This is a genomic window from Indolivaga alginatilytica, from assembly GCF_003201355.1.
In the GTDB taxonomy this organism is placed as follows: domain Bacteria; phylum Bacteroidota; class Bacteroidia; order Bacteroidales; family Dysgonomonadaceae; genus Dysgonomonas_A; species Dysgonomonas_A alginatilytica.
Genome location: NZ_QICL01000001.1, coordinates 58,062 through 80,547, shown reverse-complemented (window position 1 = coordinate 80,547; position 22,486 = coordinate 58,062). Strand labels below are relative to the sequence as shown.

The 22,486-nt window shown below is 36.9% G+C and carries 19 protein-coding genes and 1 tRNA gene; 11 read left to right on the top strand and 9 right to left on the bottom strand.

Annotation, left to right across the window (positions count from 1 at the left end; all coding sequences use genetic code 11):
* Positions 1–35: 35 nt before the first annotated feature.
* The 3 genes from CLV62_RS00315 to CLV62_RS00305 form a co-directional block, all read right to left on the bottom strand.
* Positions 36–731: a S24 family peptidase gene (locus CLV62_RS00315; protein ID WP_110308793.1), complete on the bottom strand. Its 696-nt coding sequence runs from the start codon at positions 729–731 to the stop codon at positions 36–38.
* 743 nt (positions 732–1,474) lie between these two features.
* Entirely contained in the window at positions 1,475–2,686 is a 1,212-nt protein-coding gene (gene hflX, locus CLV62_RS00310; RefSeq protein ID WP_394337189.1) for a GTPase HflX, read from the bottom strand.
* Between the two features lie 259 nt (positions 2,687–2,945).
* Positions 2,946–3,743 (bottom strand): energy transducer TonB, encoded by a 798-nt coding sequence (locus CLV62_RS00305; RefSeq protein WP_110308791.1) that lies wholly within the window; start codon positions 3,741–3,743, stop codon positions 2,946–2,948.
* A 78-nt stretch (positions 3,744–3,821) separates the two neighbouring features.
* On the opposite strand from CLV62_RS00305, the gene CLV62_RS00300 reads away from it, so the two are divergent.
* From CLV62_RS00300 to CLV62_RS00255, 10 genes are all read left to right on the top strand, one after another.
* Positions 3,822–5,204: an MFS transporter gene (locus tag CLV62_RS00300; protein ID WP_110308790.1), complete on the top strand. Its 1,383-nt coding sequence runs from the start codon at positions 3,822–3,824 to the stop codon at positions 5,202–5,204.
* 673 nt (positions 5,205–5,877) lie between these two features.
* Positions 5,878–8,937, top strand: coding sequence for a SusC/RagA family TonB-linked outer membrane protein (locus tag CLV62_RS00295; RefSeq protein WP_110308789.1), 3,060 nt, complete (start codon positions 5,878–5,880; stop codon positions 8,935–8,937).
* A gap of 152 nt (positions 8,938–9,089) precedes the next feature.
* Positions 9,090–10,931, top strand: a complete 1,842-nt coding sequence (locus tag CLV62_RS00290; RefSeq protein WP_110308788.1) for a RagB/SusD family nutrient uptake outer membrane protein — start codon at positions 9,090–9,092, stop codon at positions 10,929–10,931.
* A gap of 176 nt (positions 10,932–11,107) precedes the next feature.
* Positions 11,108–12,076 (top strand): PhoH family protein, encoded by a 969-nt coding sequence (locus CLV62_RS00285; protein WP_110308787.1) that lies wholly within the window; start codon positions 11,108–11,110, stop codon positions 12,074–12,076.
* A gap of 31 nt (positions 12,077–12,107) precedes the next feature.
* Entirely contained in the window at positions 12,108–13,004 is an 897-nt protein-coding gene (locus CLV62_RS00280; protein ID WP_110308786.1) for a PhzF family phenazine biosynthesis protein, read from the top strand.
* A 292-nt stretch (positions 13,005–13,296) separates the two neighbouring features.
* Complete coding sequence (locus CLV62_RS00275) at positions 13,297–14,241, top strand: phosphoribosylaminoimidazolesuccinocarboxamide synthase (protein ID WP_110308785.1); 945 nt, start codon at positions 13,297–13,299, stop codon at positions 14,239–14,241.
* Between the two features lie 360 nt (positions 14,242–14,601).
* Complete coding sequence (locus CLV62_RS00270) at positions 14,602–15,168, top strand: zeta toxin family protein (protein ID WP_110308784.1); 567 nt, start codon at positions 14,602–14,604, stop codon at positions 15,166–15,168.
* A complete protein-coding gene (locus CLV62_RS00265; RefSeq protein ID WP_110308783.1) occupies positions 15,165–15,347 on the top strand; it encodes a hypothetical protein in 183 nt (60 codons plus the stop codon). Before CLV62_RS00270 ends, CLV62_RS00265 begins: the two co-directional genes overlap by 4 nt.
* Positions 15,348–15,478: 131 nt before the next feature.
* On the top strand, positions 15,479–16,216 hold the full coding sequence (ubiE, locus tag CLV62_RS00260) for a bifunctional demethylmenaquinone methyltransferase/2-methoxy-6-polyprenyl-1,4-benzoquinol methylase UbiE (protein WP_110308782.1): 738 nt from the start codon (positions 15,479–15,481) through the stop codon (positions 16,214–16,216).
* Between the two features lie 12 nt (positions 16,217–16,228).
* Complete coding sequence (locus CLV62_RS00255; protein WP_110308781.1) at positions 16,229–16,633, top strand: hypothetical protein; 405 nt, start codon at positions 16,229–16,231, stop codon at positions 16,631–16,633.
* Between the two features lie 72 nt (positions 16,634–16,705).
* Here CLV62_RS00255 and CLV62_RS00250 read toward each other — a convergent pair whose 3' ends face one another.
* Together CLV62_RS00250 and pepT are read right to left on the bottom strand one after the other, a co-directional pair.
* Positions 16,706–17,185: a methylglyoxal synthase gene (locus CLV62_RS00250; RefSeq protein ID WP_110308780.1), complete on the bottom strand. Its 480-nt coding sequence runs from the start codon at positions 17,183–17,185 to the stop codon at positions 16,706–16,708.
* Positions 17,186–17,297: 112 nt separating this feature from the next.
* Complete coding sequence (gene pepT, locus CLV62_RS00245; RefSeq protein ID WP_110308779.1) at positions 17,298–18,521, bottom strand: peptidase T; 1,224 nt, start codon at positions 18,519–18,521, stop codon at positions 17,298–17,300.
* 295 nt (positions 18,522–18,816) lie between these two features.
* On the opposite strand from pepT, the gene CLV62_RS00240 reads away from it, so the two are divergent.
* Positions 18,817–18,890, top strand: a tRNA-Thr gene (locus tag CLV62_RS00240).
* 136 nt (positions 18,891–19,026) lie between these two features.
* Here the strand turns inward: CLV62_RS00240 and CLV62_RS00235 are convergent.
* From CLV62_RS00235 to pyrB, 4 genes are all read right to left on the bottom strand, one after another.
* Complete coding sequence (locus CLV62_RS00235; protein WP_110308778.1) at positions 19,027–19,542, bottom strand: hypothetical protein; 516 nt, start codon at positions 19,540–19,542, stop codon at positions 19,027–19,029.
* Between the two features lie 191 nt (positions 19,543–19,733).
* Positions 19,734–20,369, bottom strand: a complete 636-nt coding sequence (locus CLV62_RS00230) for a hypothetical protein (protein WP_110308777.1) — start codon at positions 20,367–20,369, stop codon at positions 19,734–19,736.
* A gap of 399 nt (positions 20,370–20,768) precedes the next feature.
* The gene (pyrI, locus tag CLV62_RS00225) at positions 20,769–21,230 is read right to left on the bottom strand and encodes an aspartate carbamoyltransferase regulatory subunit (protein WP_110308776.1); all 462 of its coding nucleotides are present in this window, start codon (positions 21,228–21,230) and stop codon (positions 20,769–20,771) included.
* Positions 21,231–21,333: 103 nt separating this feature from the next.
* Positions 21,334–22,251: an aspartate carbamoyltransferase gene (gene pyrB / locus CLV62_RS00220; RefSeq protein WP_110308775.1), complete on the bottom strand. Its 918-nt coding sequence runs from the start codon at positions 22,249–22,251 to the stop codon at positions 21,334–21,336.
* Positions 22,252–22,486 lie beyond the last annotated feature (235 nt).

Here is a 22,486-nt window from a genome sequence, read left to right as displayed (position 1 = left end):
CTTAATTGGAGTGTTTGTTTGTCGTTATCTTATTCTTAAACGAGACAGTTGTAGCGTATACAGACTTTAACGAGTCCCATTCTATTTATATTCTTTTTCAGGATATCCTGAGGCGGATATATAGGGTTGTGACTGCAAAGGCTTATATAATCGTCTCCCAAGTCTGATTTATGTATGTATTTTAGAGTCAGATAATTTTCGTCCTCTTGTCTTGATATGTCCATCACATACATTTCGCCCCAATATATGTTATTTACATCCGAAACCCTTTTGTAGCAGACAATGTCACCCGTTCTTAATATGGGATACATTGTATCTGTATGAATATATAAGGCTGCATCACAATTGGGCATGTGAGGTATTAATAATACAGATTCTGCATCTTTCGGTCCATTATATACAGGATGGCTCGAATTGGTTACAGCATCTAAAGTATATACAGGAACAGGTGGATATTCGTTATAGCTTTGCGACTCGAAGCTGCTAATAGTTTCTTTGCCATGTACAAGCCCTTTCTTTAACATATTCCCTTTTCCGGTTATTAACCATACCAAATCTATCTCCGGATAAGTTTGGATTATTTTTTCAAGTAATATGTCTGAAACACTAGCACTTAGCTTGTCTTTATCAAGGAATCCCCGTTTTATAGAGGTTTCATTAAGAAATATAGCTTTGCTTATTCCTTTGTAGTCAATAAATTGAAGGACTCTGTCTTTAGTTGTTAAATGCATACGGGAGTTTTCATTTTATTTGTTGTGATATTAACACCTCTGCAAAACTAGTGAAAAATATTTTAACTAAGAAATGTGTACTGCATATTATGTTAACAGTTATTATCGCTGTTTTTACACTTATTTTAGTATTTGTTATCATTTGAACTCTTGTATTCGAAATTAATCTATTATTGTGTTTCTTTTACCTTTAGTAATTACTAATAAGTTAGTGATTTGTGTTATGTTCATGTATCTGTATATTAAGTGTTTGTTTGTTGTTTTGTGGAATGCTTGGCTTATTGTGTCATTATATCTACTAAAAATGTTGTATTATAATTCAAAAAAGCATATTTTTGCAAATAAGGGGTAGTAAATTATAGTAATAAAATATTTTTTTTGAGGTTTTATAGTTCTGAAACCTTCTGAAAAGATTGCTTTTTTGACTATGATTAGTGTAATAGTCTCTTTTTAATCACTAAAAAGTGGTTTCTATGGATATGATATATGTAATACTTGAAGAATACAATTAAAATAAATACAGCATTTAGTATTAAATAAGGTGGTTGTGTGGTAAATAATTCTATCGTCGTTGTTTTGTTTAAGTTTTAATATTATTTACCAGGGCATAACTATGTACGCAGTGGGGTGTAGCGATTACACTCTGCTGCTTCTTTCTTTTAGGATGAAGTATTGGTATTATAAAAAAACAGGTAGCTATTTTTTGAAATGACTACCTGTTTGATTCTGTTTAGTGAACAGAATTATTCCATATCCTCTTCATCGTACTTCTGAAATAAGAAGTCGTTGTAAGGATAACGTTCTATATGAATTTCTTTGATCCGGTCATATAACATTTGCTTCAATTCATCGACATTTGTTTTATTGGTTGCCGATATAAATATGCAATTGTTGTTTAATTTAGCCATCCACGTTTTGCGCAGTTCTTCCAGGGATATATTTTCTCGGGTAGAGGGCATCAGATCATCTTCATCCTTTTTTACATAAGTGAAGGCATCAATTTTGTTGAATACAAGAATAGTAGCTTTTTCCTCTTTGTCTATTTCGAGCAGAGTCTTTTCTACAATTTCTATTTGTTCTTCAAAATTAGGATGCGATATATCCACTACATGTACCAGAAGATCAGCTTCGCGAACTTCATCCAAAGTTGATTTGAACGATTCTACCAAGTGAGTTGGCAGCTTGCGGATAAATCCGACCGTATCCGATAACAAGAAAGGTAGGTTATCAATAATTACTTTACGAACTGTTGTATCTAATGTGGCGAACAGTTTGTTTTCTGCAAAAACTTCCGATTTGCTAAGCATGGTCATCATAGTAGATTTACCGACGTTGGTATAACCTACGAGAGCCACACGTACCATCTTTCCCCTGTTTTTACGTTGAACTATCATTTGTTTGTCTATGGATTTCAATTGCTCCTTCAAATCGGCAATCTTGTCCTGAACAATACGGCGGTCACTTTCCAACTGGGTTTCACCCACACCACGCATCATAGCTCCACCGCCTCGTTGTCTGTCTAAGTGAGACCACATACGAGTCAGACGGGGTAGGAGATATTGGTATTGTGCCAGTTCTACCTGAGTTTTAGCATAAGCTGTTTGTGCACGCATCGCAAAAATATCGAGGATAAGGCTGGTTCTGTCCAGAATCTTAACTTGTAATTCCTGCTCGATGTTGCGAATTTGTTTTGCTGAAAGTTCGTCATCGAAAATTACCAATCCGATTTCGTTATCTTCCATATATTGCTTAATTTCTTGTAGTTTACCTGTTCCTACAAAAGTTACAGCATTTGCATGTTCCAGTTTTTGTGTAAATTTCTTCACAGGTTCGGCTCCTGCGGTCTCAGCCAAAAACGCCAGTTCGTCCAAGTATTCGTTTACTTGTTCTTCGGTTTGTTGTTGTGTGATAAGACCTACAAGAATCGCCTTTTGATTCTTTACACTTAATATCATTGAATCGATCATCTATCTTACTTAATTTACGTGGTTAATTGACTGTTTTTATGGTGGATATTTTCATATCTAAAGCTGTGTAGCAACAAGATTCGCATCTCATACTTGTGTAACCTCTTGGGTGGATTACTTCTACTAAATTGGAAAATTAAACTTCATTGTCAATTATTATTAGTGAATACAGTCTGCAAAGGTAGTAAAAAGATAATATACCTTGAACTATTATTTGATAACTATGCTGTTAGTTACTTTCATTTTTTCAGATCAAGCTAAATTTTATAGGTAATATATAGCTTACGTTGACAGGTCTTCCCCTTGATTTCCCGGGTAGCCATCTAGGCATCTTTTCTATTAGTCTTATGGCTTCTTTGTCACAAGAGGAAAACAGGCTCCTGTAAATTTGGGGATTAATAATATCTCCTGTTTTACTGACTGTAAAACCGACTATGACTCTGCCTTGTATGCCCATTTCTAATGCTAAGGAAGGGTATCTGAGATTTTTTTCGAGAAACTTATACAGTTCATTATTTCCTCCCGGAAATTGAGGGAGTATGTCCCCACCCGGATGAGGGTCTGCATGTACGTCATCAAAATTACATTCTATAATTGACTCTATGGGTATTTCTGCACAAAGTATTGGCTCGGTTTCGCTCTTTATATCAATGACAGGAGGTATATACTGATAATTACCATTTTCGTAAAGAATACCATTTTTGTCATCTCCTGTAACTTTGATGATCTTATTGTCCGGGGTTACTGTAGGGGGTATAAATATCCATTTCTCAGGTTTCATTTTAGGTGGAGCAGGTAACATGATTTCTACAATATCAACATCGTATATAGGTGGGCAACCTCCGTCAGGCGGGTTATTTATGATATTACTATCAATCAAAGAGAAAAGACTGATTATAGCCATGAATACTATTGTAAGACCAAATGCTATACTGTGATCTCTGGACGAAGATTTCCGCATTTTATAGGCTCCATAGGTTTTATTGCGATTCTTGAAAACAAAATCACACCATTCACGAGAGTTTATATTGATATTTTTGCTCATATTTGTACTCTTTTCGGATTAAGGCTTTCTGCTATATAGATGGCAAATCGAATGTAAATTCCATAAGAGATACCTATTATGACTTCACAAAATATACAATCGAAGACGAATATTAATGCGATATTATTAGTTATTTGCCTTTCTTCATCATTAGTTCCTTTTATGGGATCGGCTTTAAATTTAGCACTGCCTTATATTAATGATGATTTCTCGATCAAAGCTTCCCTTTCGGGCTGGATTCCGACAAGCTATATGCTTTCGACCGCTATCTTTCAGATTCCCTGTGCAAAATTGGCGGATATGATCGGGCGGCGGACAGTATTTATATGGGGGCTTATCCTGTTTATTCTTTTTTCTGTACTGAGTGGATTGGCTTTTTCGGTAGAAAGCCTGATTATATATCGCTTTTTGTCGGGAATTGGGAGTGCTATGATATTTGGTACAAGTGCAGCAATTCTGATGTCGGCGATTCCATTGGAAAAGCGGGGACAAGCTTTGGGGATTAATGCAGCTACTGTTTATTTTTCTCTGGCGGCAGGCCCCTTTCTTGGAGGTATATTGACTCAATATTGGGGTTGGCAGAGTATTTTTTATGTGTCGTCGTTTATAGCCTTTCTTGTATTAATCGGAGCTTTTTTTGCGATTAAAGAGGATTGGAAAGAGGATAAAAAGCAGAAATTCGATACCATGGGTTCCATATTGTATGCATTGGGATTATCTGCTGTTATATATGGTTTTGCCAGTTTGCCTCATGCATCGGGATTTATATTACTTGTTGTCGGAATATTGATTATGCTGTTTTTTGCGGCATATGAGAAAAAACAAATCAATCCCGTATTTAATATCAGAGTGTTTTTAGAAAATAAAGTTTTCAAATATTCATCCATATCAGCATTGATAAACTATTCGGCAACCTTTGCGATCTCTTTTATGTTGAGCCTTTACCTTCAATATGTAAGGGGATTATCACCGCAAGATGCCGGACTTATCCTTATTGTACAATCTCTAATGATGGCTGTGTTTTCATACACATCGGGTAAATTATCAGATAAAATGTCTCCTTCATTTTTGGCGACATTGGGTATGTTTGTCATTTCTGTAGGGTTGATAGGCTTGTGTTTTATTGGAGAGACAACCAGTTTCTATTTTATTATAGGGCTTCTGGTTTTAATCGGTTTTGGGTTTGGTATTTTCTCTTCTCCTAATATGAATATCTTAATGAGTTCGGTCGATAAGCAGTATTATGGATTTGCTTCTGCTACGTCGGGTACAATGCGGTTAGTGGGACAATCTCTGAGTATGGGAATTGCCATGATGGCTATTTCGGTACAAATTGGAAATATAAAGTTTTCTTCTGATGTGCATACCGAATTAATGTATAGTATGCGGATCACTTTCATAATTTGCTCGGTATTATGTCTGTTTGGAGTTTATGCCTCGTCTGTTGCAAAGGCTAAATAATTAGAGGTAAATTAACAGGCTCTAAATATAGTGCCCTGTTACTTCGATCAAATTCCTAATGATTAATCTCAATATGTATAATTGAAAAGATCGGGGATGGTATATATTTGTAGCAATAATCCAAATATTCTTTTGTGACTGATATTGGAATCATAAAAAGAATAGTCTTATTAACCCGAACCTTAGATCTGATTTTTCATGCTAAACTTATCTCAACAAATATTCACTTCTTCGCTGATTTTTATCCCTGAAAATTTGGTGGATACCTCTATTTTATGAGAGAGAGCTATAAAATAAGAAAAAATCATGTAATATCCTTATATCTTTATAATATAGAGGAAGGAATTACTATAAATGGTATAAGGAAGAAACGCCTGTCTGAGAAATATTCTCTGGCAGGCGTTTCTGTGTCTAAGAACCGGCAGGGAATATGTTGAATATAAGCTCGTATAGTTATAAATAATCGTAATTAAAAAATGTGACTTAACATGTATTGAAATACTATTTTGCTAAAACGTTTAACTTTAATTTTTATTTTATCAAAACAGACTCTTGGTAAATGAGAGTATTTAATGATATACTTTCTAATCGTAACAGGTTATTGTTTTTGTGTTCCAAAGTAATAAATAGGTCAGTCGGTGACCTTAATTCTTAACTGTAAATTTTTAATATCATGAAAAGATGTGTGAAAAAGTCTAAGAAACTTTTCTGTTTAAAGTTTTTACTTCTCTTTGTATTCTTCTCTTTTATCGGGAATACGGTTTATGCACAGAGTGGCATAACTGTTTCGGGAACAGTGAAGGACGATACGGGAGGGTTGCCCGGTGTAAGTGTTACCGTGAAAGGCGCTACAGCCGGAGTGTTTACGGATATAGACGGCAGTTATACTGTTGCTGTACCTGATAGCAAGGCTATACTTGTTTTCTCATTTATCGGTTATGAGACTCAGAATATTCAGGTCGGAAGTACTCGTAAGTTAGATGTTGTAATGGTCTCTGACGAAAAATTGTTGGATGAAGTGGTTGTTATCGGTTATGGAACGGTAAAGAAAAGAGATCTTACAGGGTCTGTAGCGTCCGTAAAGAATGAGGATATAACCATCTCTCCAACCAATAATGTGATGGAAGCTCTGCAAGGTCGGATTGCAGGGATGGATATTCTGAAAACAACAGGTCAGGTAGGAGGAAATGTGCAGGTCTTACTGCGTGGAAACCGTTCTATCTATGGTAATAATACACCCTTATTTATTATAGATGGTGTTATTGGAAGCTACGAACAGGTAAACCCTATGGATATTGAAAGCTTTGATGTGCTGAAAGATGCTTCGTCGACAGCAATCTTTGGTTCGGCAGGAGCAAACGGGGTAGTAATGATTACTACCAAAAGAGGTAAAGAAGGAAAAGTAGCTGTAAACTTTGACGGATTTATCGGCTTTAGCGGAGATGCAAAATTCCATCATGGCATGAAGGGCGATGAATGGACTAATTATCAAAGGGAAGCCTATAAATATTTAAACGGCCAGTATCCTACAGATATGTCTTCTGTCTTGACCGATGCCACTAAACTGGCTGCTTATAACGATAATAAATGGATCGACTGGGTAGACGAAGCTTCGGGCAATTCGGTAGTAAATCAGAAGTATAACGTGTCGGTGTCGGCAGGTAGTGCTAAAACTAAGGTTTTTACTTCCTTATCGTATGACAGTCAGGAAGGTCTGCTGAAAAATGAAAACCTGAACAGATATGCTATGCGGTTAAATATTGATCAGGAAATTGCTAAATGGGCTAAAATCGGGGTAACCTCTAATATGGTTTACACCAATCGGAACAATGGCGTAAAGAATACTTTTACGAAAGCTATTTCGGCTTTTCCATTGGGGGATGCCTATGAGGAAAACGGTGATATCAATTATGAATATGCTAAGGATGAGTATTCGCCTCTGGGAGATTTTATCCCAAACCAGTTTGCGGATAATACACGCAACACTTATATTAATGCCAATGCGTACCTTGATATTACACCTGTAAAAGAGTTGAATTTCAGAACGGTCATAAACGGTACATTGGATAATTCCCGCAGGGGGCAATTCTGGGGTGCCAGGGCAAATGCGCTGCGTCCTTCTTATGCCGGTTCTCCACATGCCGAAATTACCAATAGCTACCGTTACAGATATATGTGGGATAATATAATTACTTACAATAAAACATTCCTTACCGATCATAATGTAACGGCAACCGTATTGTCTTCGTGGCTTAAAAATGAGGATGAAAGCAATAAAGCGGCAGCCAGCGGACAGTTCCTTGATTCATGGAGCTTTTACAGGCTCTTGGCAGGTACTTCGGCTCGGGTTGAATCTGATTATAGTCAGAATATGAAGATGTCTTATGCCATGCGTCTTAATTATTCTTACAAGGGACGTTATTTAGTGACATTTTCTAATCGCTGGGATGGTGTTTCGTGGTTCTCACAAGAGAATAAATGGGATAGTTTTCCCGCAGGGGCTTTAGCATGGCGTATTTCGGATGAGGCTTTTATGAGCGGTGCGAAAACGTGGCTGGATAATCTCAAACTAAGAGTAGCATATGGTGTAACGGGTAATGACGGAGGTATTGGAGCCTACAGTTCGGCAACGAATGCGTATGCATATTCTTCGGCAGGTATCAGTCTTGATGGTAAAATAGTACCTTTTACTCAATATTCGGGAATCTACGGTAACTCAAACTTAGGCTGGGAAAAATCGTATAACTGGAACATCGGATTGGATTTTGCTATTTTGAAAAATAGAATTGACGGATCTATAGATTGGTTCAGTACACGTACCAAAAATTTGCTGTTTAAACGAACAATGCCTATTACCAGTGGAAGTACGGGATGGGGTGCACCTCTAGCGAGTTGGGAAAATATTGCCGAGACAAGTAATGAGGGTATAGAAGTGACTCTTAATACCCGAAATATTCAAACCCGTGATTTTGTATGGAATTCGACCGTAACTTTTACATGGAGTAAAGAAAAAATAGAATCTCTACCAAGCGGAGACCTCATAAGTGAAAACCTGTTTATCGGACAACCCATAAAAGCTGTTTACGGCTACAAGTATACAGGCATCTGGGGTACAAGCACCTCAGCCGAAGAACTGGCTAAATACGGTGTAAAACCGGGGTGGGTAAAAATAGAAACTGTACCACAGACAACTACCGTTAACGGTGAAGAGGTAAATGATGAAGGTGTGCATAAATACAGTGAAAAAGACAGGCAAGTATTAGGGCATTCGAATCCCGATTTTATCGTAGGACTGAACAATACTTTCAGATATAAGAGTTTTGATTTTAGTATTTTTGCAACCGCCCGTTACGGACAAACTATAACCAGTGATTTGTTGGGGTGGTATTCGGCAAAAACAGGCAGTTCGAATAACCAGATTTCGGGAGCTGATTACTGGACTGAAAACAATCAGAATGCCTATTATCCCGTGGCAGGAAGTGGCAGCGAGCAAACAGTGATGCCTGCTCTTAAATACAGGGACGGTTCGTTTATCAAAGTCAAAAATATTACAGTCGGATATACCTTGCCCAAGCTGTTCAATATCGAAAGGTGTCGTTTCTATGCAACTGCATATAATACCTTTTTATATGTAAAAGACAAGCAATTAAGGGGAACAGATCCCGAAACTAACGGATCTGACTCATTTCCTCTCTACAAACAATTTGTATTTGGAGTGAATATATCATTTTAAAGTCTCAGACTTTTTATGAAAATAGTTGACTGGTTAATAAGTGTACAAGTAAACAAATGTACAACGTTTGTAAACTTGTTTACTCACAACTGGTAAGCTTGCATCAATCAATATTTAATGTTACTTAAGTAACTTGTAAAAGATAAATTATTATGAAAAAAATATTTGATATAAAAACCTTGCTCTCGCTATTCCTGTTATCCAATCTGTTTTTGTCGTCCTGTTCGTTGGATGAGGAAAATCCGGGGGGATTTACGATGGAAAAAACAGCGGAATCTATTGAAGGATATGAAACGCTGATTAACCAGTGCTATTTTTCGATGCAGCGTTATTTTTACGGTACGGATAATTGGGTGACACTGATGGAAGGCGGTACTGATTTATGGACTTATCAAGCCAATAAATCGACATCTTACACCCAATGGTTTTGGTATTTTGCGGGAGCATCACCCAATACAACCTATACTAATAGTTGGTGGAATGGTACTTATGACGGAATAGGATCATGTAATATTGCTATTGCGTATGCAAATAAACCTCCTTACAAGACCGAAGAAATACGCAATGCTGTTGTTGCGGAAGCTTATTTTCTTCGTGCAGTATATTATTTTAATGCCGTAGAGCAATTTGGCAGTGTAACAGCAATTACAGAACCGGCAAAGGGGATCGATTTTCATCCCGAAAGAACCGACCCTTTAACCATTTATAAAGAAATCATTATACCCGATCTTGAATTTGCTTTTAAATGGTTACCTGTTGGAGACCATTCAACCACTTCCCGACCTACCAAAAAAGCAGCACTGGGTTTTCTGGCTAAGGCTTGCTTACAAACGGTGGAATATGACGCAACTAAAGGATATGCTGCCGATGCTTTAAAATATGCCCAAATGTTGATAGACGACGCAGAATCGGGGGGAGGTCAGTACAATGCCTACCTGTATCCGTCGTATGAAGATGTATTTAAGGAAGCAAATAATTGGACAAACAAAGAGGCTTTGTGGAAACACAGATGGTATGCGGGAGCAGACGGTCATGGCTCGAGTAATGGTAATTACAGGTTGAACCGTAACAATGAATATTTTTATTGTAAGGTTACTAATTTCGGAGCGATGGTAGACGATCAGGAAACCCGTTTGAAGTGGGGAGGAAACCAATCGGGAATATTCATGCCTACGCAACATCTGTTGAGCCTATATGTACAGGAAGATGGAACGCTTGATCCCCGATTCCACAACTCTTTTCAAACGGAATGGAAGACCAATCAAAAATATAGCTGGGATCAGGGATCGGTCAATAAATACGATAAAGAAGCTTCTGTATTGGGTAATTCTCTCGCCTTAGGTAGTCTGGCTATCAAATTTGTTATGCCTCAGGATGCAGACTATACTTCGGAAGTTGCCACAAAACACAAAGTGCCTTACTTATTAGTCGATTATAAGGATATGTATAATGATGCGAATAAGAATATCAATATGACGTATTCTTATAAAAATCCATCGGCAGGTTATACTGCTAACGGAACGTCTGAAAACTTATTTAATTATTTTTATCCGTCTCTTACCAAGCATAACAGCAGTAACTATTTTGTAGCCAATGCTTCACAAAGACGTAATGGTAATCTCAATGCTGTTTTCATTATACGTATGGCTGAGGTATATCTTATCGCTGCCGAAGCAGATCTTTATGCATCGGGTGGAGCCAATGCCGCTAAATATATTAATAAGATCCGTTCTCGTGCAGGAGCAAAGCTGTTGATAGCAACACCAACTATCCGTACGATACTGGATGAGCGTGCTCGTGAACTTTGCGGCGAAGACAGCCGTTTCTACGATTTGAAACGTACGGGTATGCTAAAGGATGATAGTTACCTGAAAAGTACTCATCCCGATGTAGCGAAGTTTTTCCATACAGAGTATGCACTACGTCCTATCTCGACTACATTTACTTCTACACTCGAAGGGGGCGGAGGTTATTATCAGAATCCGGGATATTAAGGTCGCAGATCTTTTTACTCCTTTGGCGAGTAGAACAGCTTAAATAAAAAGAGCCTTTATTAGTAAAGGCTCTTTTTATGCATATGTATGTCTTGATCTAAAGCGAAATAATAGTTTGGATAAATTGCGATATAAAAAGAAAGAATTGTATTTTTGTCAAATTGAATAAAAATTAGATGATAGAACAAATAATTGTACTCGATAATGCAGATGCTGCCGTTTTTTTCGGCACCAACAATAGTAATCTGCAATTACTAAAAACACTCTTTCCCAAACTGCGAATAATCGCCCGCGGTAATATAATCAAAGTGATTGGTAATGCTGAAGAAATCCCCTTCTTTGAGGAGAAGATGAGGGAACTCGAATTGTTTTGTGTAGACCACAATATGCTTACCGAAGAAAATATTATTGATGTTATCAAGGGAAAGTCGCCACAGGTTGCCAAGCAGGACAATCTGATTATATTCGGGATGAATGGTAAACCTATTTATTCACGTAATGAGAATCAACAGAAACTGGTAAACGGTTTTCTGAAAAACGATCTGGTATTTGCTCTCGGGCCGGCAGGTTCGGGTAAAACCTATGTGGCTATTGCGCTTGCCGTAAAAGCCCTCAAAAACAAAGAAGTAAAACGTATAATATTGAGCCGTCCTGCTGTAGAAGCCGGTGAAAAGCTAGGCTTTCTTCCCGGAGATATGAAGGATAAGATCGATCCTTATTTACAACCTCTTTATGATGCTCTGGAAGATATGATAACTCCTGCTAAATTGAAGGAGTATATCGAAAATAAAGTTATCCAGATAGCACCTCTGGCATTTATGCGTGGACGCACTTTGAGCGATGCAGTAATTATTCTGGATGAGGCTCAAAATACAAGTATACATCAGATCAAGATGTTTCTTACCCGTTTGGGGATGAATGCGAAAATGATAATAACGGGTGATGTCACTCAGATCGATTTACCTCCATCGCAATTGTCGGGGCTGAAACATGCCTTACGAGTGTTAGATGGAGTGAAAGGTGTAGCAAAAATAGAATTCACGAAAGAAGACATTGTTCGTCACAAACTGGTTCAGTTGATTGTAGATGCTTATGAAAAAGAAGACGAGAGACGCCGAAAAGAGTTCCCGGAGTCTAAGGAGTAATTGAAGTTGTAAACTTCTTATACCTGTAACAATGAAAGAATTTAAGTTTAAGAAAATAGATGCCTTTGCGACAGTAAACTCAATGGGTAATCCTGCGGGATATATTTCACTTGATTCTTTCTCGGATATTACCGATAAGGAGATGCTGCAAATAGCCAAAGAGTTGAAAGGCTTTGTAAATGAAGTCGGCTATATTGTGAAAACTTCTGCCGATGAATTTGAATTGAAATATTATTCTGCGGAACGTGAAGTCGATTTTTGTGGTCATGCCACTATTGCTATCATGTACGACCTTTTGAAGAATGACATTGATTTACAACAGTTCGATTCACTTAAAATAAAGACAAATAGGGGAGTGCTAACTGTTGAAAACAAGATAAAGGAACAGGATGCAGTCTTTATTCAAGCTCCTGAGCCTTTTGAAAAAGCACTGTTACCAGATAGTAAAGACATCGCTAAGAATTTAAAGATAGAGATTAATGAAATTGATCCGGACTTTTCTGTTTCAATAATTAATGCAGGATTAACGACATTATTAGTACCTATAAAGACACAGGTATCTATTCTCAATATTTTTCCCGATATAGACGAATTGAAAGAGTTTTGTATTAAATCGGAGATTGATATTATTGAGGTGTTTACGAAAGATGTTTCTAATAAATCAAATAATTTTAGGACGAGGGTTTTTGCTCCCACATTCGGGTATCTCGAAGATCCTGCGACAGGTTCGGGCAATTCCGCTTTTGGTAACTACCTTTTGGGGTGTAAACTGTGGGAGACCGAAACTATTATTATTGAACAGAATAGTTTTAAAGATCAGTATAATATTGTAAAGCTTCAGAAACAAACTGATGGGAAAGGCGATATAAGAGTTTTTTTCGGAGGTGGTGCAGTAACGAGAATGGAAGGGAAATATATAATTCAATAAAAACAAAGGCTGAGTAATTTAATTATTCAGCCTTTATTTTTATGTTTTTTTTGAATTGTGATAATTTTTTTCAGTCAGCAGTTCTATTTAAAAATAGGGTAATAAAGAGTGTTACTTTATTACTAAACAGAGATAATTACTATAGAAGTAAAAAAGAAAGGAAACAAAGCTTACATTTATTTGTTGATAGAAGTAGAAAATTTTCTACTCTCTTTTCGAAAAAGGTCAGAAAGTAAGATTTTGTTGGTAAATTTGTCGAACCCAATTTATAAAAATAAAATATATCCAGATAATGAAGAATACTTTAGTTACTACTGATTATCATTTTTCAGATCAAACAAATGTTTATCACGGTAAAGTACGTGATGTGTATTCAATAGGAAAAGATACATTGGTCATGATTGCTACCGATCGTATTTCGGCATTTGATGTTGTATTACCACAAGGTATACCATACAAAGGGCAGGTTTTGAATCAAATAGCAGCCAAGTTTTTGGATGCAACCGCAGACATAGTTCCTAATTGGAAGCAGGCAACACCCGATCCTATGGTAACAGTAGGTTTGCGTTGCGAAACTTATAAGGTGGAAATGGTGATTCGTGGTTATCTTACAGGAAGCGCATGGCGTGAATATAAGAGTGGAGCCCGTACACTTTGCGGTTTACCTTTGCCCGATGGCATGAAGGAGGATCAAAAATTCACAACACCGATCATTACTCCGACAACTAAAGCGGATGAGGGGCATGACGAAAATATTTCGAAAGAAGAGATAATTGCTCAAGGATTGGTTTCGAGAGAAGAATACGAGCAACTTGAAAAATATACTTTTGCTCTTTTCCAAAGAGGTACAGAGATGGCTGCTCAAAAAGGACTGATCCTTGTAGATACCAAATACGAATTCGGAAAAAAAGACGGTAAAATTTATCTGATTGATGAAATACATACACCCGATTCGTCTCGTTATTTTTATGCGGATACTTATCAGGATTTGTTTGCAAAAGGTCAAGAACAACGTCAGTTGTCTAAAGAGTTTGTTCGTAAATGGCTAATGGAGAACGGATTTCAAGGGAAAGAAGGACAGCAAATTCCCGAAATGACTGAAGAATATTGCAACTCGGTCTCAGAAAGATATATCGAGCTATATGAAAAGATCGTTGGCGAGCCTTTTGTAAAAGCTGATATTGCCGATGTTGAAGGTCGTATAGAGAAAAATATAACTGCTTATTTGAAAAAATAAGGTCTCAGACCTTTTTATTATTATTTAATCGGAGGGTTTCTGAAATAAGTCGTCTGTCGGATATAAGCCAATCGTTTTTGGAAATATCCTGACAGACGTTTTCTATTAGATATCTGGTATATTTTTTGTAGTATCTCAAAGTAGAGCTTATCAGTTGCGTCCATTTTATTAAAGCGGTAAAAAGGTTTCAAACCTTATTTGGTATTTGGCAGTAAATTGTTACCTTTATTTAAAAGCAATTGAATACTGCTTAAGTACTGCTAAATATTTATTGCTATATTTTCAATTATGATTAATTTTGGTGGATAAACTGCTGAAAGAAAAATAGGGTCTGTGACCTTAACAAGAAAACTTTGATTTATGCCAAATCTCTATATCATATCCGGTTGTAATGGTGCCGGAAAAACTACGGCTTCATATACTATGTTACCCGAGATGCTCGAGTGTAAAGAATTTATCAATGCCGATGAGATTGCAAAGGGGCTTTCACCCTTTCAACCCGAGAAAGCATCCATCGAAGCAGGGCGTATAATGATACGCAGAATGGAGGAGATGTTGAGGCTGCAACAGGATTTTGCGATAGAAACGACGCTCGCAACCAAATCGTATGTATCATTTATTAAAAAAGCACAAAAAGTAGGTTATTTCGTAACATTGTTGTATTTTTGGCTCAGTTCTCCTGAATTAGCTATTAAAAGAGTCGAAGACCGAGTTAAAGCCGGAGGGCATCATGTGCCTCAGGATGTAGTTCGTCGGAGATACAGGGCGGGAGCGCAAAATCTGTTTACTTTATATACTCCAATCGCTGATTATTGGTTGGTAGTAAACAATTCGGAAAATCCGTTTTGTCTGGTGGCTGAAGGTAAAAGATCAGACATGATAGAGAAACATAATGAAGATATTTTAAACAAAATAAAAAATATATGACTCGTAACGAATTGGCTTTGAGAAGCAAATTATTGGTTGGTCTTAGTCTTTCTTATACTCGTTTAATTGAAAAAAAACAAATTGAAGATGGTAATCTCATCTTTTCTAAAAACGGAAAAATCGTTAAAGTCAGAGCTCGAAAATTGAGCAACGAAGCTGAATCAGCAGGCATCATTTAAGTATTCTAGGCAATTTATTGCTGAACTTTGATTTACAAGGGATAGGGTTTGCTCTATCTTTTAATATAATGGGCGAATGAGATTCGTCTTCATATCCAAAGCAAAAAAGGTCGGTGACCTTAAACTTACACATGACATATCAGGCAGAAAAAGTAGTTCCTTATGAGAGTTCCGAAAATAAAGGAGCTCAGGTCGAACGTATGTTTGATTCTATTGCAGAAAACTACGATACACTGAATCATACGTTATCTATGGGTATAGACCGTGGATGGCGAAAGAAAGGTCTTTTGACTCTAAAAGATCTCAAACCCCAATCTATTTTAGATATTGCCACAGGTACAGGCGATTTAGCGATAGAAGCATATAGGTTGCTTGGATCGGAAAAAATCACAGGTATAGATATCTCCGAAGGGATGATGGAGGTTGGTCGCCAGAAGGTGGCTAAACTAGGCTTATCAGACAAAATTACTTTCGAGAAGCAAGATTGCATGTCATTAGATATTGCAGATAATTCATATGATGCGGCAATTGTTGCATTTGGAATACGCAATTTCGAAGATCTGGATAAGGGGTTGAAAGAAATACATCGAATTTTAAAACCGGGAGGAAGATTAATGATACTCGAGTTGTCGAGTCCCGAACACTTCCCGATGAAACAAGCCTACTGGCTATATTCCCGATTGTTTATTCCGACTGTCGGTCGGTTTATCTCAAAAGACAAAACTGCATATTCATATCTACCCAAATCTATTGAAGCCTTTGTTCAAGGTAAAGAGATGGTGGGAGTACTTAGTAAAAACGGTTTCCGTAATGCAAAGTGCAAAACTTATACATTGGGAGTCTGTTCCATGTATTTGGGTGAAAAATAAAAAATATTTATAATGAAACTTACTACACTATTGAAAGTTAGTACCGGATTATCTCTAATCGCATTGTCTTTTGTGCAATGTACATCCGGTAGCGATAAAATTCATGAACAATTGAAAACTGAGGTTGATGCTTTGAATAAGCAATTTCCCCAGATGGTTAATACTACAATCCGTATAGATAGTACTGTACTGCTGAAAAATAATGATTTGCAGCACTATTATACTTATACCGATACAGCAGCTTTTGATACACTTCAGTTTGAAGATGAAATCGTAGCTTCGGTGAAGGAAATGACAAAGAACGATCCTGGAATGGAAGATATTCGCGGATATGGAATTACAACCGAATATATTTACAGAGGTCTGGATGGTAATACGATATATCGTTTCAAAATAACTCCGGAAGATTATAAATAAACTACATAGGGATTATATGAAAAAGAGAGACAGTAAGCTGTCTCTCTTTTTTTATACTAAATAAAAAGGTCTTCAACCTTTTAGTTTGCCATATATCTCGTCAAATTTTTCACGATCGAAACGTTCATAGCGAGGTTTGGTGGGTGTATAGTCTTCATTGTCCCAAAGAGTACTGGTGATCATCAGGTCGGCACTGTAACGATTACAGGCGATCGGTACGTTATGTACGCGACACTGGCGCAACAGCATCATAATGTCTGCTTCGTGAGGTTGAGGATTCAAGTCATCGATAAGGAAAACGGCCATGTTGATTTCCTGACGTACTACCATTGCCGCTATTTCGGCATCGCCCCCCAGAGGCCCCGAGTTCATACAGGTTATTTCGGCATCGATACCTTTTTCGCTGAAAGCCTGTCGGATAAGATGCCCTGTTGTTCCTGTACATACCAAGTGGTGGCTTGATAGGAAATCTGAATTATAGTAACACCAGTCTACCATATCGGCTTTGCGATGGTCGTGTGCAACTAGAGCTATAGTCAATCGTTTTCTCATATTTTTTTGTTTTAAAGCAATAATGCTTTAAGGTCGCAGACCTTTTTGTTGTTTTGGTAAATATACAGAATAATAATTTGTCATTTTAAGAAAAAGCAGTAATAAAGAGGTCTTAACCCTTAGCTACTAATTCGGCAATCTTTACGATTACTTGTACCGCTTTTTCTAAAGAGGGGATAGGTATGTATTCGTAGCGTCCATGAAAATTTAATCCTCCTGCGAATATGTTAGGGCAGGGTAGTCCCATAAATGAAAGTCTGGCGCCATCTGTGCCTCCTCTGATAGGTTTTACAAGAGGTGTTATACCCAGTTCCTGCATTGCATTGAAAGCGTAGTTTACAATCTGTATCACAGGTTCTACTTTCTCGCGCATGTTATAGTACTGATCTTTTATCTCAAGTGAAATAGTACTGCTTGGGTATAGCTTTTGAAGGTATTCAACAGCATCTGTCATTATTTTCTTTCTGTTTTCAAACAATGCTTTGTCATGGTCGCGAATAATGAATGATACCGAGGCAGAATCAACCGAACCAGACATTCCCATCAGGTGAAAGAAACCTTCGTAATGAGAAGTGTGTTCCGGTCTTTCATTTGCAGGAATAAGCGATACCAGTTTATTGGCTACAATAAGTGCATTAACCATCTTGTTTTTAGCTGATCCGGGATGTACACTGCGTCCTTGTATGTTTATTTTTACGCCGGTTGCATTGAAGTTTTCGTATTCAAGTTCGCCCAACTCTCCACCATCCATCGTGTAAGCCCATTCGGCTCCGAATTTTTCTACGTCAAAGTCATCAGCTCCTGCTCCTATTTCTTCGTCAGGGGTAAAGCAGATGCGTATTTTTCCATGTTTAATTTCGGGATGGTCTTTCAGGTATTTCATTGCCGTTATAATTTCAGCGATACCTGCTTTATCATCAGCACCTAATAAAGTAGTTCCATCGGTTACGATAATATCCTGATCCGTAAATTTCAACAGTTCGGGGAAGTCGTTTGGCGAAAGCACGATATTAAGATCTTTGTTGAGAATAATATCTTTGCCGTCGTACGATTTTACAATACGTGGATTGACATTCTTTCCTGTTAGATCGGGACTTGTATCCATATGTGCAACAAAACCGATAGTCGGTATTTTTTTATCCGAATTAGCAGGTAAGGTTGCCATCAAATATCCATTACCGTCTAATGATATATCTTCGAGTCCTATTTCTATCAGTTCTTTTTTCAGCTCCTCGGCTAGTACTAATTGTCCCGGAGTACTGGGAGTGGTAAGAGTTTCTGTATTTGATTCGGTGTCAAATTTCACATATTTGATAAATCTGTCGACTACATTCATCGTTTTTGTTCGAGTTTTAAATTAAATTGAAAAAAAAATACCGGCTTCGAAAAAGCTTTTTTAGAATTATAACTAATTGCTTTTAAAAACATTATTCCATCGGCTGGTTCTTATCAACAAAGATACTAAAATGAAATCAAAGGAAAAAGTGCACTAGACATTTTGGAATGTAAAAAAAATATCTACCTTTGTGCCCGGGTAAGCCCTATACGGTCAGCTCCTGATTAATCCCCCAGGGTTTGATCGCAGCAAGGGTAGTCGGTTGAGCGGCGCGATATAGTAAGTTTACCCACCTGCCTCTTTAGCTCAGTTGGCCAGAGCACGTGATTTGTAATCTCGGGGTCGTTGGTTCGAATCCGACAAGAGGCTCAAAAGAAAAGGAACTAGCATTGTTGTTAGTTCCTTTTTCTATCTTGTACGAGTGTATAGTATTTCTTATAGTACGCAGGCAGGGCGGAGCCCAACCTCTACAAATAAATGCTGCATTAATTATTATTGGCTACTATCAATTTACTTTTCCTATTTTAGTCAGCAACTCATTCAGTTCAGCAACTTTGTTTGTTCCGATCAGTAATTTTTTCCCATTTTTAAATACAAGCTGTAAACCCTTGTTTCCGGATACATTCAATGCTCCCAATCGTAATCCCCAACCACCATATTCAGAAATGGGGTTATATTGTCTCACAAATGATTTTGAAATTTGTTCCCATTCGTGTTTTTTATAAGTTAGATTAAATGGGAAAAATTTCACATAAATTCCGTCTTCGGTTATCTTTGTATCGAGTCGTAAATAAGCAAATAGACAGATTATTAGTGATGTTATAATAAAAGTAACTATCGAGACAGACAATAGTCCCGTATCGCTCATAGGGTTATTTCCAAACTGTTCACCTTTTACTATTTGCTTAAAAATTCCGTAAAGGAATAAACTGTTACACTTGAAGAAGACAGCTAGTAATAAAATCCACAGCCACCATTGTCTAAATTTTTGCGTTTCTGAGAATAAAATTTTTGTATTCATATTTTCCACCTTATTTTCTTCTCGATTTATAATATTTCATCAAATAGAATGACGATGCGGAGAGTATAATAAATGTGCAGGCTCTTGCGTAGTGGTTGGTATCTTGCATATCCCTGAATATGAGTGTCATATTTATGAAAATACAAACTGTAGATACTATAAATAATCCTACACAGAGTTTATACATAAATTTATTTTTTAAGTTCTACTATAATACAATCGTTTTCTATATCGATTTTGCTGTTGGGATATACGCTGAGTATGTATGCCGAAAGTCCGTTGATAGTAGGGTAATCTCTTTCTCCTATAAAATAGCGGGCATCATCGATAAGCAATACATGTTCGATATTTGAAGATAAAATAGCTTTTACTTCATCGGTTATCGGACAGTCTTTATCTCCTCTGGCTGTTTTTCCTCCCGAATAATGTCCATCGAGCCAGAATAAAGTTTTTTCAGGTAAATCCTTTATTAAAGTTGACATCAACTTTCCGCTATCTCCATGAATGAATTCTATGTGTGAGCTATTGCGAAAGCGAAGTTTTGCCGCTTCCTGCAGATGTTTACTCAATTCGATGGTGTAGATTTTTTCGAAATTATGTTGTTGAGCCCATACCATGTCACCCAGATAAGTACCTGATTCTACGAGTGTGGATATTTCATGTTTCTTTCGGTAGCGTGTAACTAATTCTTGCTTTACCGCATGAGGTGCAGGTACAGGTTTCCCTTTTCTAATCCATTTCGAGATTTGAGATTTATTCTTACTCGAATGATATATCCGTTGAAGAAATACAGGTAATATATTAAATAATCTTTTGGATGCTGGCATTTTTATATAAATAAAATTACACTCAAATACGTTGATACAAGAAGTTTCAACAAATATATATTAAGTGAATCAAAATAAATTAATTCTTTCTTAAAGTATACTGAAGAATATCACTTTTTTGTATACAGGCTATTAATCTTTATAAGATTAAGAATTTAATCTCGGATTGTCATTTAATAGGTCCGTGTCTTAGTCTGTTCTGAGTTCTTATTAATACAAAGATAAATATTTTCTCTTTGTATGGAAGAGAAAAAGTCTTTAAAATCTTAAACGTTATCGTGCGAATTCTTTATTTTCAGTTAATATTATTACATTTTATAATTACAATTGTTTTATTATATTCGCCAAAGTAACAAACAGGACTGAGGTACTAGATTGTGTCTTTTTATTTTTATGATTTTATTTTAGGATAATATCTTCTTTCTGGATCTTTATGTCGCAGTAATGACAGTTTAATACAACCTTGTTGTTATCGAGAACCTCAAATCGGGTCAACATCGGTTCGTTGTTGGTTATACATTTAGGATTGTTGCATTTTACGATGCCTACAATAGTCTGTGGGAGGCTGATTTTCTTTTTTTCTACTACCTGATAATCTTTGATGATATTGAGTATAACGTTGGGTGCAATCAGGGCAATACGGTTAATTTCTTCTTCTTCAAAAAATTTGTCGGAAATCTTGATAATACCTTTAGTTCCCATTTTCTTACTTTCCAGATTATTCCCTATTGTAACAGGGTTTTTCAGATCACCCAGATCGAGAAGGGATAACACTTTGAATACTTGATTGGAAGGTATATGATCGATAGCTGTTCCATTGCAAAGTGCGGCTACCTGAAGTTCTTTTCTTATTTCGCTCATGATTCTCAATTTCTGCTTTAATGAAAGTACTTAATAATATCTTTTAGATTTATAACAAGATACAGTTTTTATACTTGCTAAAATAGTAAGAAGGTCTGTGATCTTATTGAATATCGATTCCTAAACTGTCGCAAATAATTGCCTGACGGGCAAAGACACCATTACGCGCTTGCTCAAAATAATAGGCTTTAGGACTGTCGTCTACATCCTGCTGAATCTCGTTTACACGAGGTAGCGGATGTAATATTCTGAGGTTCTCCCGTGTTTTCTCTAACATATTCTTACGAAGGATATATACGTTCTTGACCTTTTCGTATTCCATCAGATCGGTAAAGCGTTCGCGTTGTACGCGAGTCATATATAAGATATCCGATTCGTTAAGTATGTCTTCCGAGAAATCAGCTGACTCTTCGTATTTGATATGATGTTCGTCGCAAAAGCGTTTGTAGGCATCGGGAAGCCTTAATTCTTCGGGTGCAACAAATCTGAATGTCGGATTAAAGTGAGACATACCTATTATTAACGAATGCACTGTTCGCCCGTACTTAAGATCGCCTACTATGGTAATTGTACGGTTTTCGAGTGTACCCTGCGTTTTGTAAATAGAATACATATCGAGCATGGTTTGAGTGGGGTGCTGATTAGCTCCGTCACCTGCATTGATGATAGGTACGCTAGAAAGTTCCGAAGCATACCGGGCAGCACCTTCCAGATGATGGCGCATAATGATTAGATCGGCATAGTTATTTACCATTGCTATGGTATCTTTCAGTGTTTCACCTTTAGTTGAACTGGTAGTCGAAACATCGGAGAACCCGATAATACGTCCACCCAGCCTATGAACAGCAGTTTCGAAGCTTAAACGGGTGCGGGTCGATGGCTCAAAAAATAGTGTAGCACATACTTTTCCTTCCAGAAGGCGACGATTGGGATTCTCGTCGAATTTTTCTGCTAATTGAAGTATTCTGATTATATCGCTTTTCGTATAATCGGTAATCGAAACCAAACTTTTATTTTCCATATGCAGCCGAATTTATAAATTAAGGTCTCAGACCTTTCTATTGCTTTTGTAAGTGTAAATAAACACTTACTGTTTTTACATCAAAAAAAACCTCGAAAAATAAAATTTCCGAGGGTATATTATATGAATAAAAAATGAAAACTCAATCTAAAGAATGATTTTTGTAAATGCATTACATATAGGTATAGATGATCACTTCTCATTGCTATTTTTTTCTGGTAACAAATATATCAAT

What these genes read in the sequence shown, in the direction of transcription:
- CLV62_RS00315 (WP_110308793.1), bottom strand. Translation starts at nt 731, where the DNA reads ATGCATTTAACAACTAAAGACAGAGTCCTTCAATTTATTGACTACAAA.
- hflX (WP_394337189.1), bottom strand. Translation starts at nt 2,686, where the DNA reads ATGATATTAAGTGTAAAGAATCAAAAGGCGATTCTTGTAGGTCTTATC.
- CLV62_RS00305 (WP_110308791.1), bottom strand. Translation starts at nt 3,743, where the DNA reads ATGAGCAAAAATATCAATATAAACTCTCGTGAATGGTGTGATTTTGTT.
- CLV62_RS00300 (WP_110308790.1), top strand. Translation starts at nt 3,822, where the DNA reads ATGACTTCACAAAATATACAATCGAAGACGAATATTAATGCGATATTA.
- CLV62_RS00295 (WP_110308789.1), top strand. Translation starts at nt 5,878, where the DNA reads ATGAAAAGATGTGTGAAAAAGTCTAAGAAACTTTTCTGTTTAAAGTTT.
- CLV62_RS00290 (WP_110308788.1), top strand. Translation starts at nt 9,090, where the DNA reads ATGAAAAAAATATTTGATATAAAAACCTTGCTCTCGCTATTCCTGTTA.
- CLV62_RS00285 (WP_110308787.1), top strand. Translation starts at nt 11,108, where the DNA reads ATGATAGAACAAATAATTGTACTCGATAATGCAGATGCTGCCGTTTTT.
- CLV62_RS00280 (WP_110308786.1), top strand. Translation starts at nt 12,108, where the DNA reads ATGAAAGAATTTAAGTTTAAGAAAATAGATGCCTTTGCGACAGTAAAC.
- CLV62_RS00275 (WP_110308785.1), top strand. Translation starts at nt 13,297, where the DNA reads ATGAAGAATACTTTAGTTACTACTGATTATCATTTTTCAGATCAAACA.
- CLV62_RS00270 (WP_110308784.1), top strand. Translation starts at nt 14,602, where the DNA reads ATGCCAAATCTCTATATCATATCCGGTTGTAATGGTGCCGGAAAAACT.
- CLV62_RS00265 (WP_110308783.1), top strand. Translation starts at nt 15,165, where the DNA reads ATGACTCGTAACGAATTGGCTTTGAGAAGCAAATTATTGGTTGGTCTT.
- ubiE (WP_110308782.1), top strand. Translation starts at nt 15,479, where the DNA reads ATGACATATCAGGCAGAAAAAGTAGTTCCTTATGAGAGTTCCGAAAAT.
- CLV62_RS00255 (WP_110308781.1), top strand. Translation starts at nt 16,229, where the DNA reads ATGAAACTTACTACACTATTGAAAGTTAGTACCGGATTATCTCTAATC.
- CLV62_RS00250 (WP_110308780.1), bottom strand. Translation starts at nt 17,185, where the DNA reads ATGAGAAAACGATTGACTATAGCTCTAGTTGCACACGACCATCGCAAA.
- pepT (WP_110308779.1), bottom strand. Translation starts at nt 18,521, where the DNA reads ATGAATGTAGTCGACAGATTTATCAAATATGTGAAATTTGACACCGAA.
- CLV62_RS00235 (WP_110308778.1), bottom strand. Translation starts at nt 19,542, where the DNA reads ATGAATACAAAAATTTTATTCTCAGAAACGCAAAAATTTAGACAATGG.
- CLV62_RS00230 (WP_110308777.1), bottom strand. Translation starts at nt 20,369, where the DNA reads ATGCCAGCATCCAAAAGATTATTTAATATATTACCTGTATTTCTTCAA.
- pyrI (WP_110308776.1), bottom strand. Translation starts at nt 21,230, where the DNA reads ATGAGCGAAATAAGAAAAGAACTTCAGGTAGCCGCACTTTGCAATGGA.
- pyrB (WP_110308775.1), bottom strand. Translation starts at nt 22,251, where the DNA reads ATGGAAAATAAAAGTTTGGTTTCGATTACCGATTATACGAAAAGCGAT.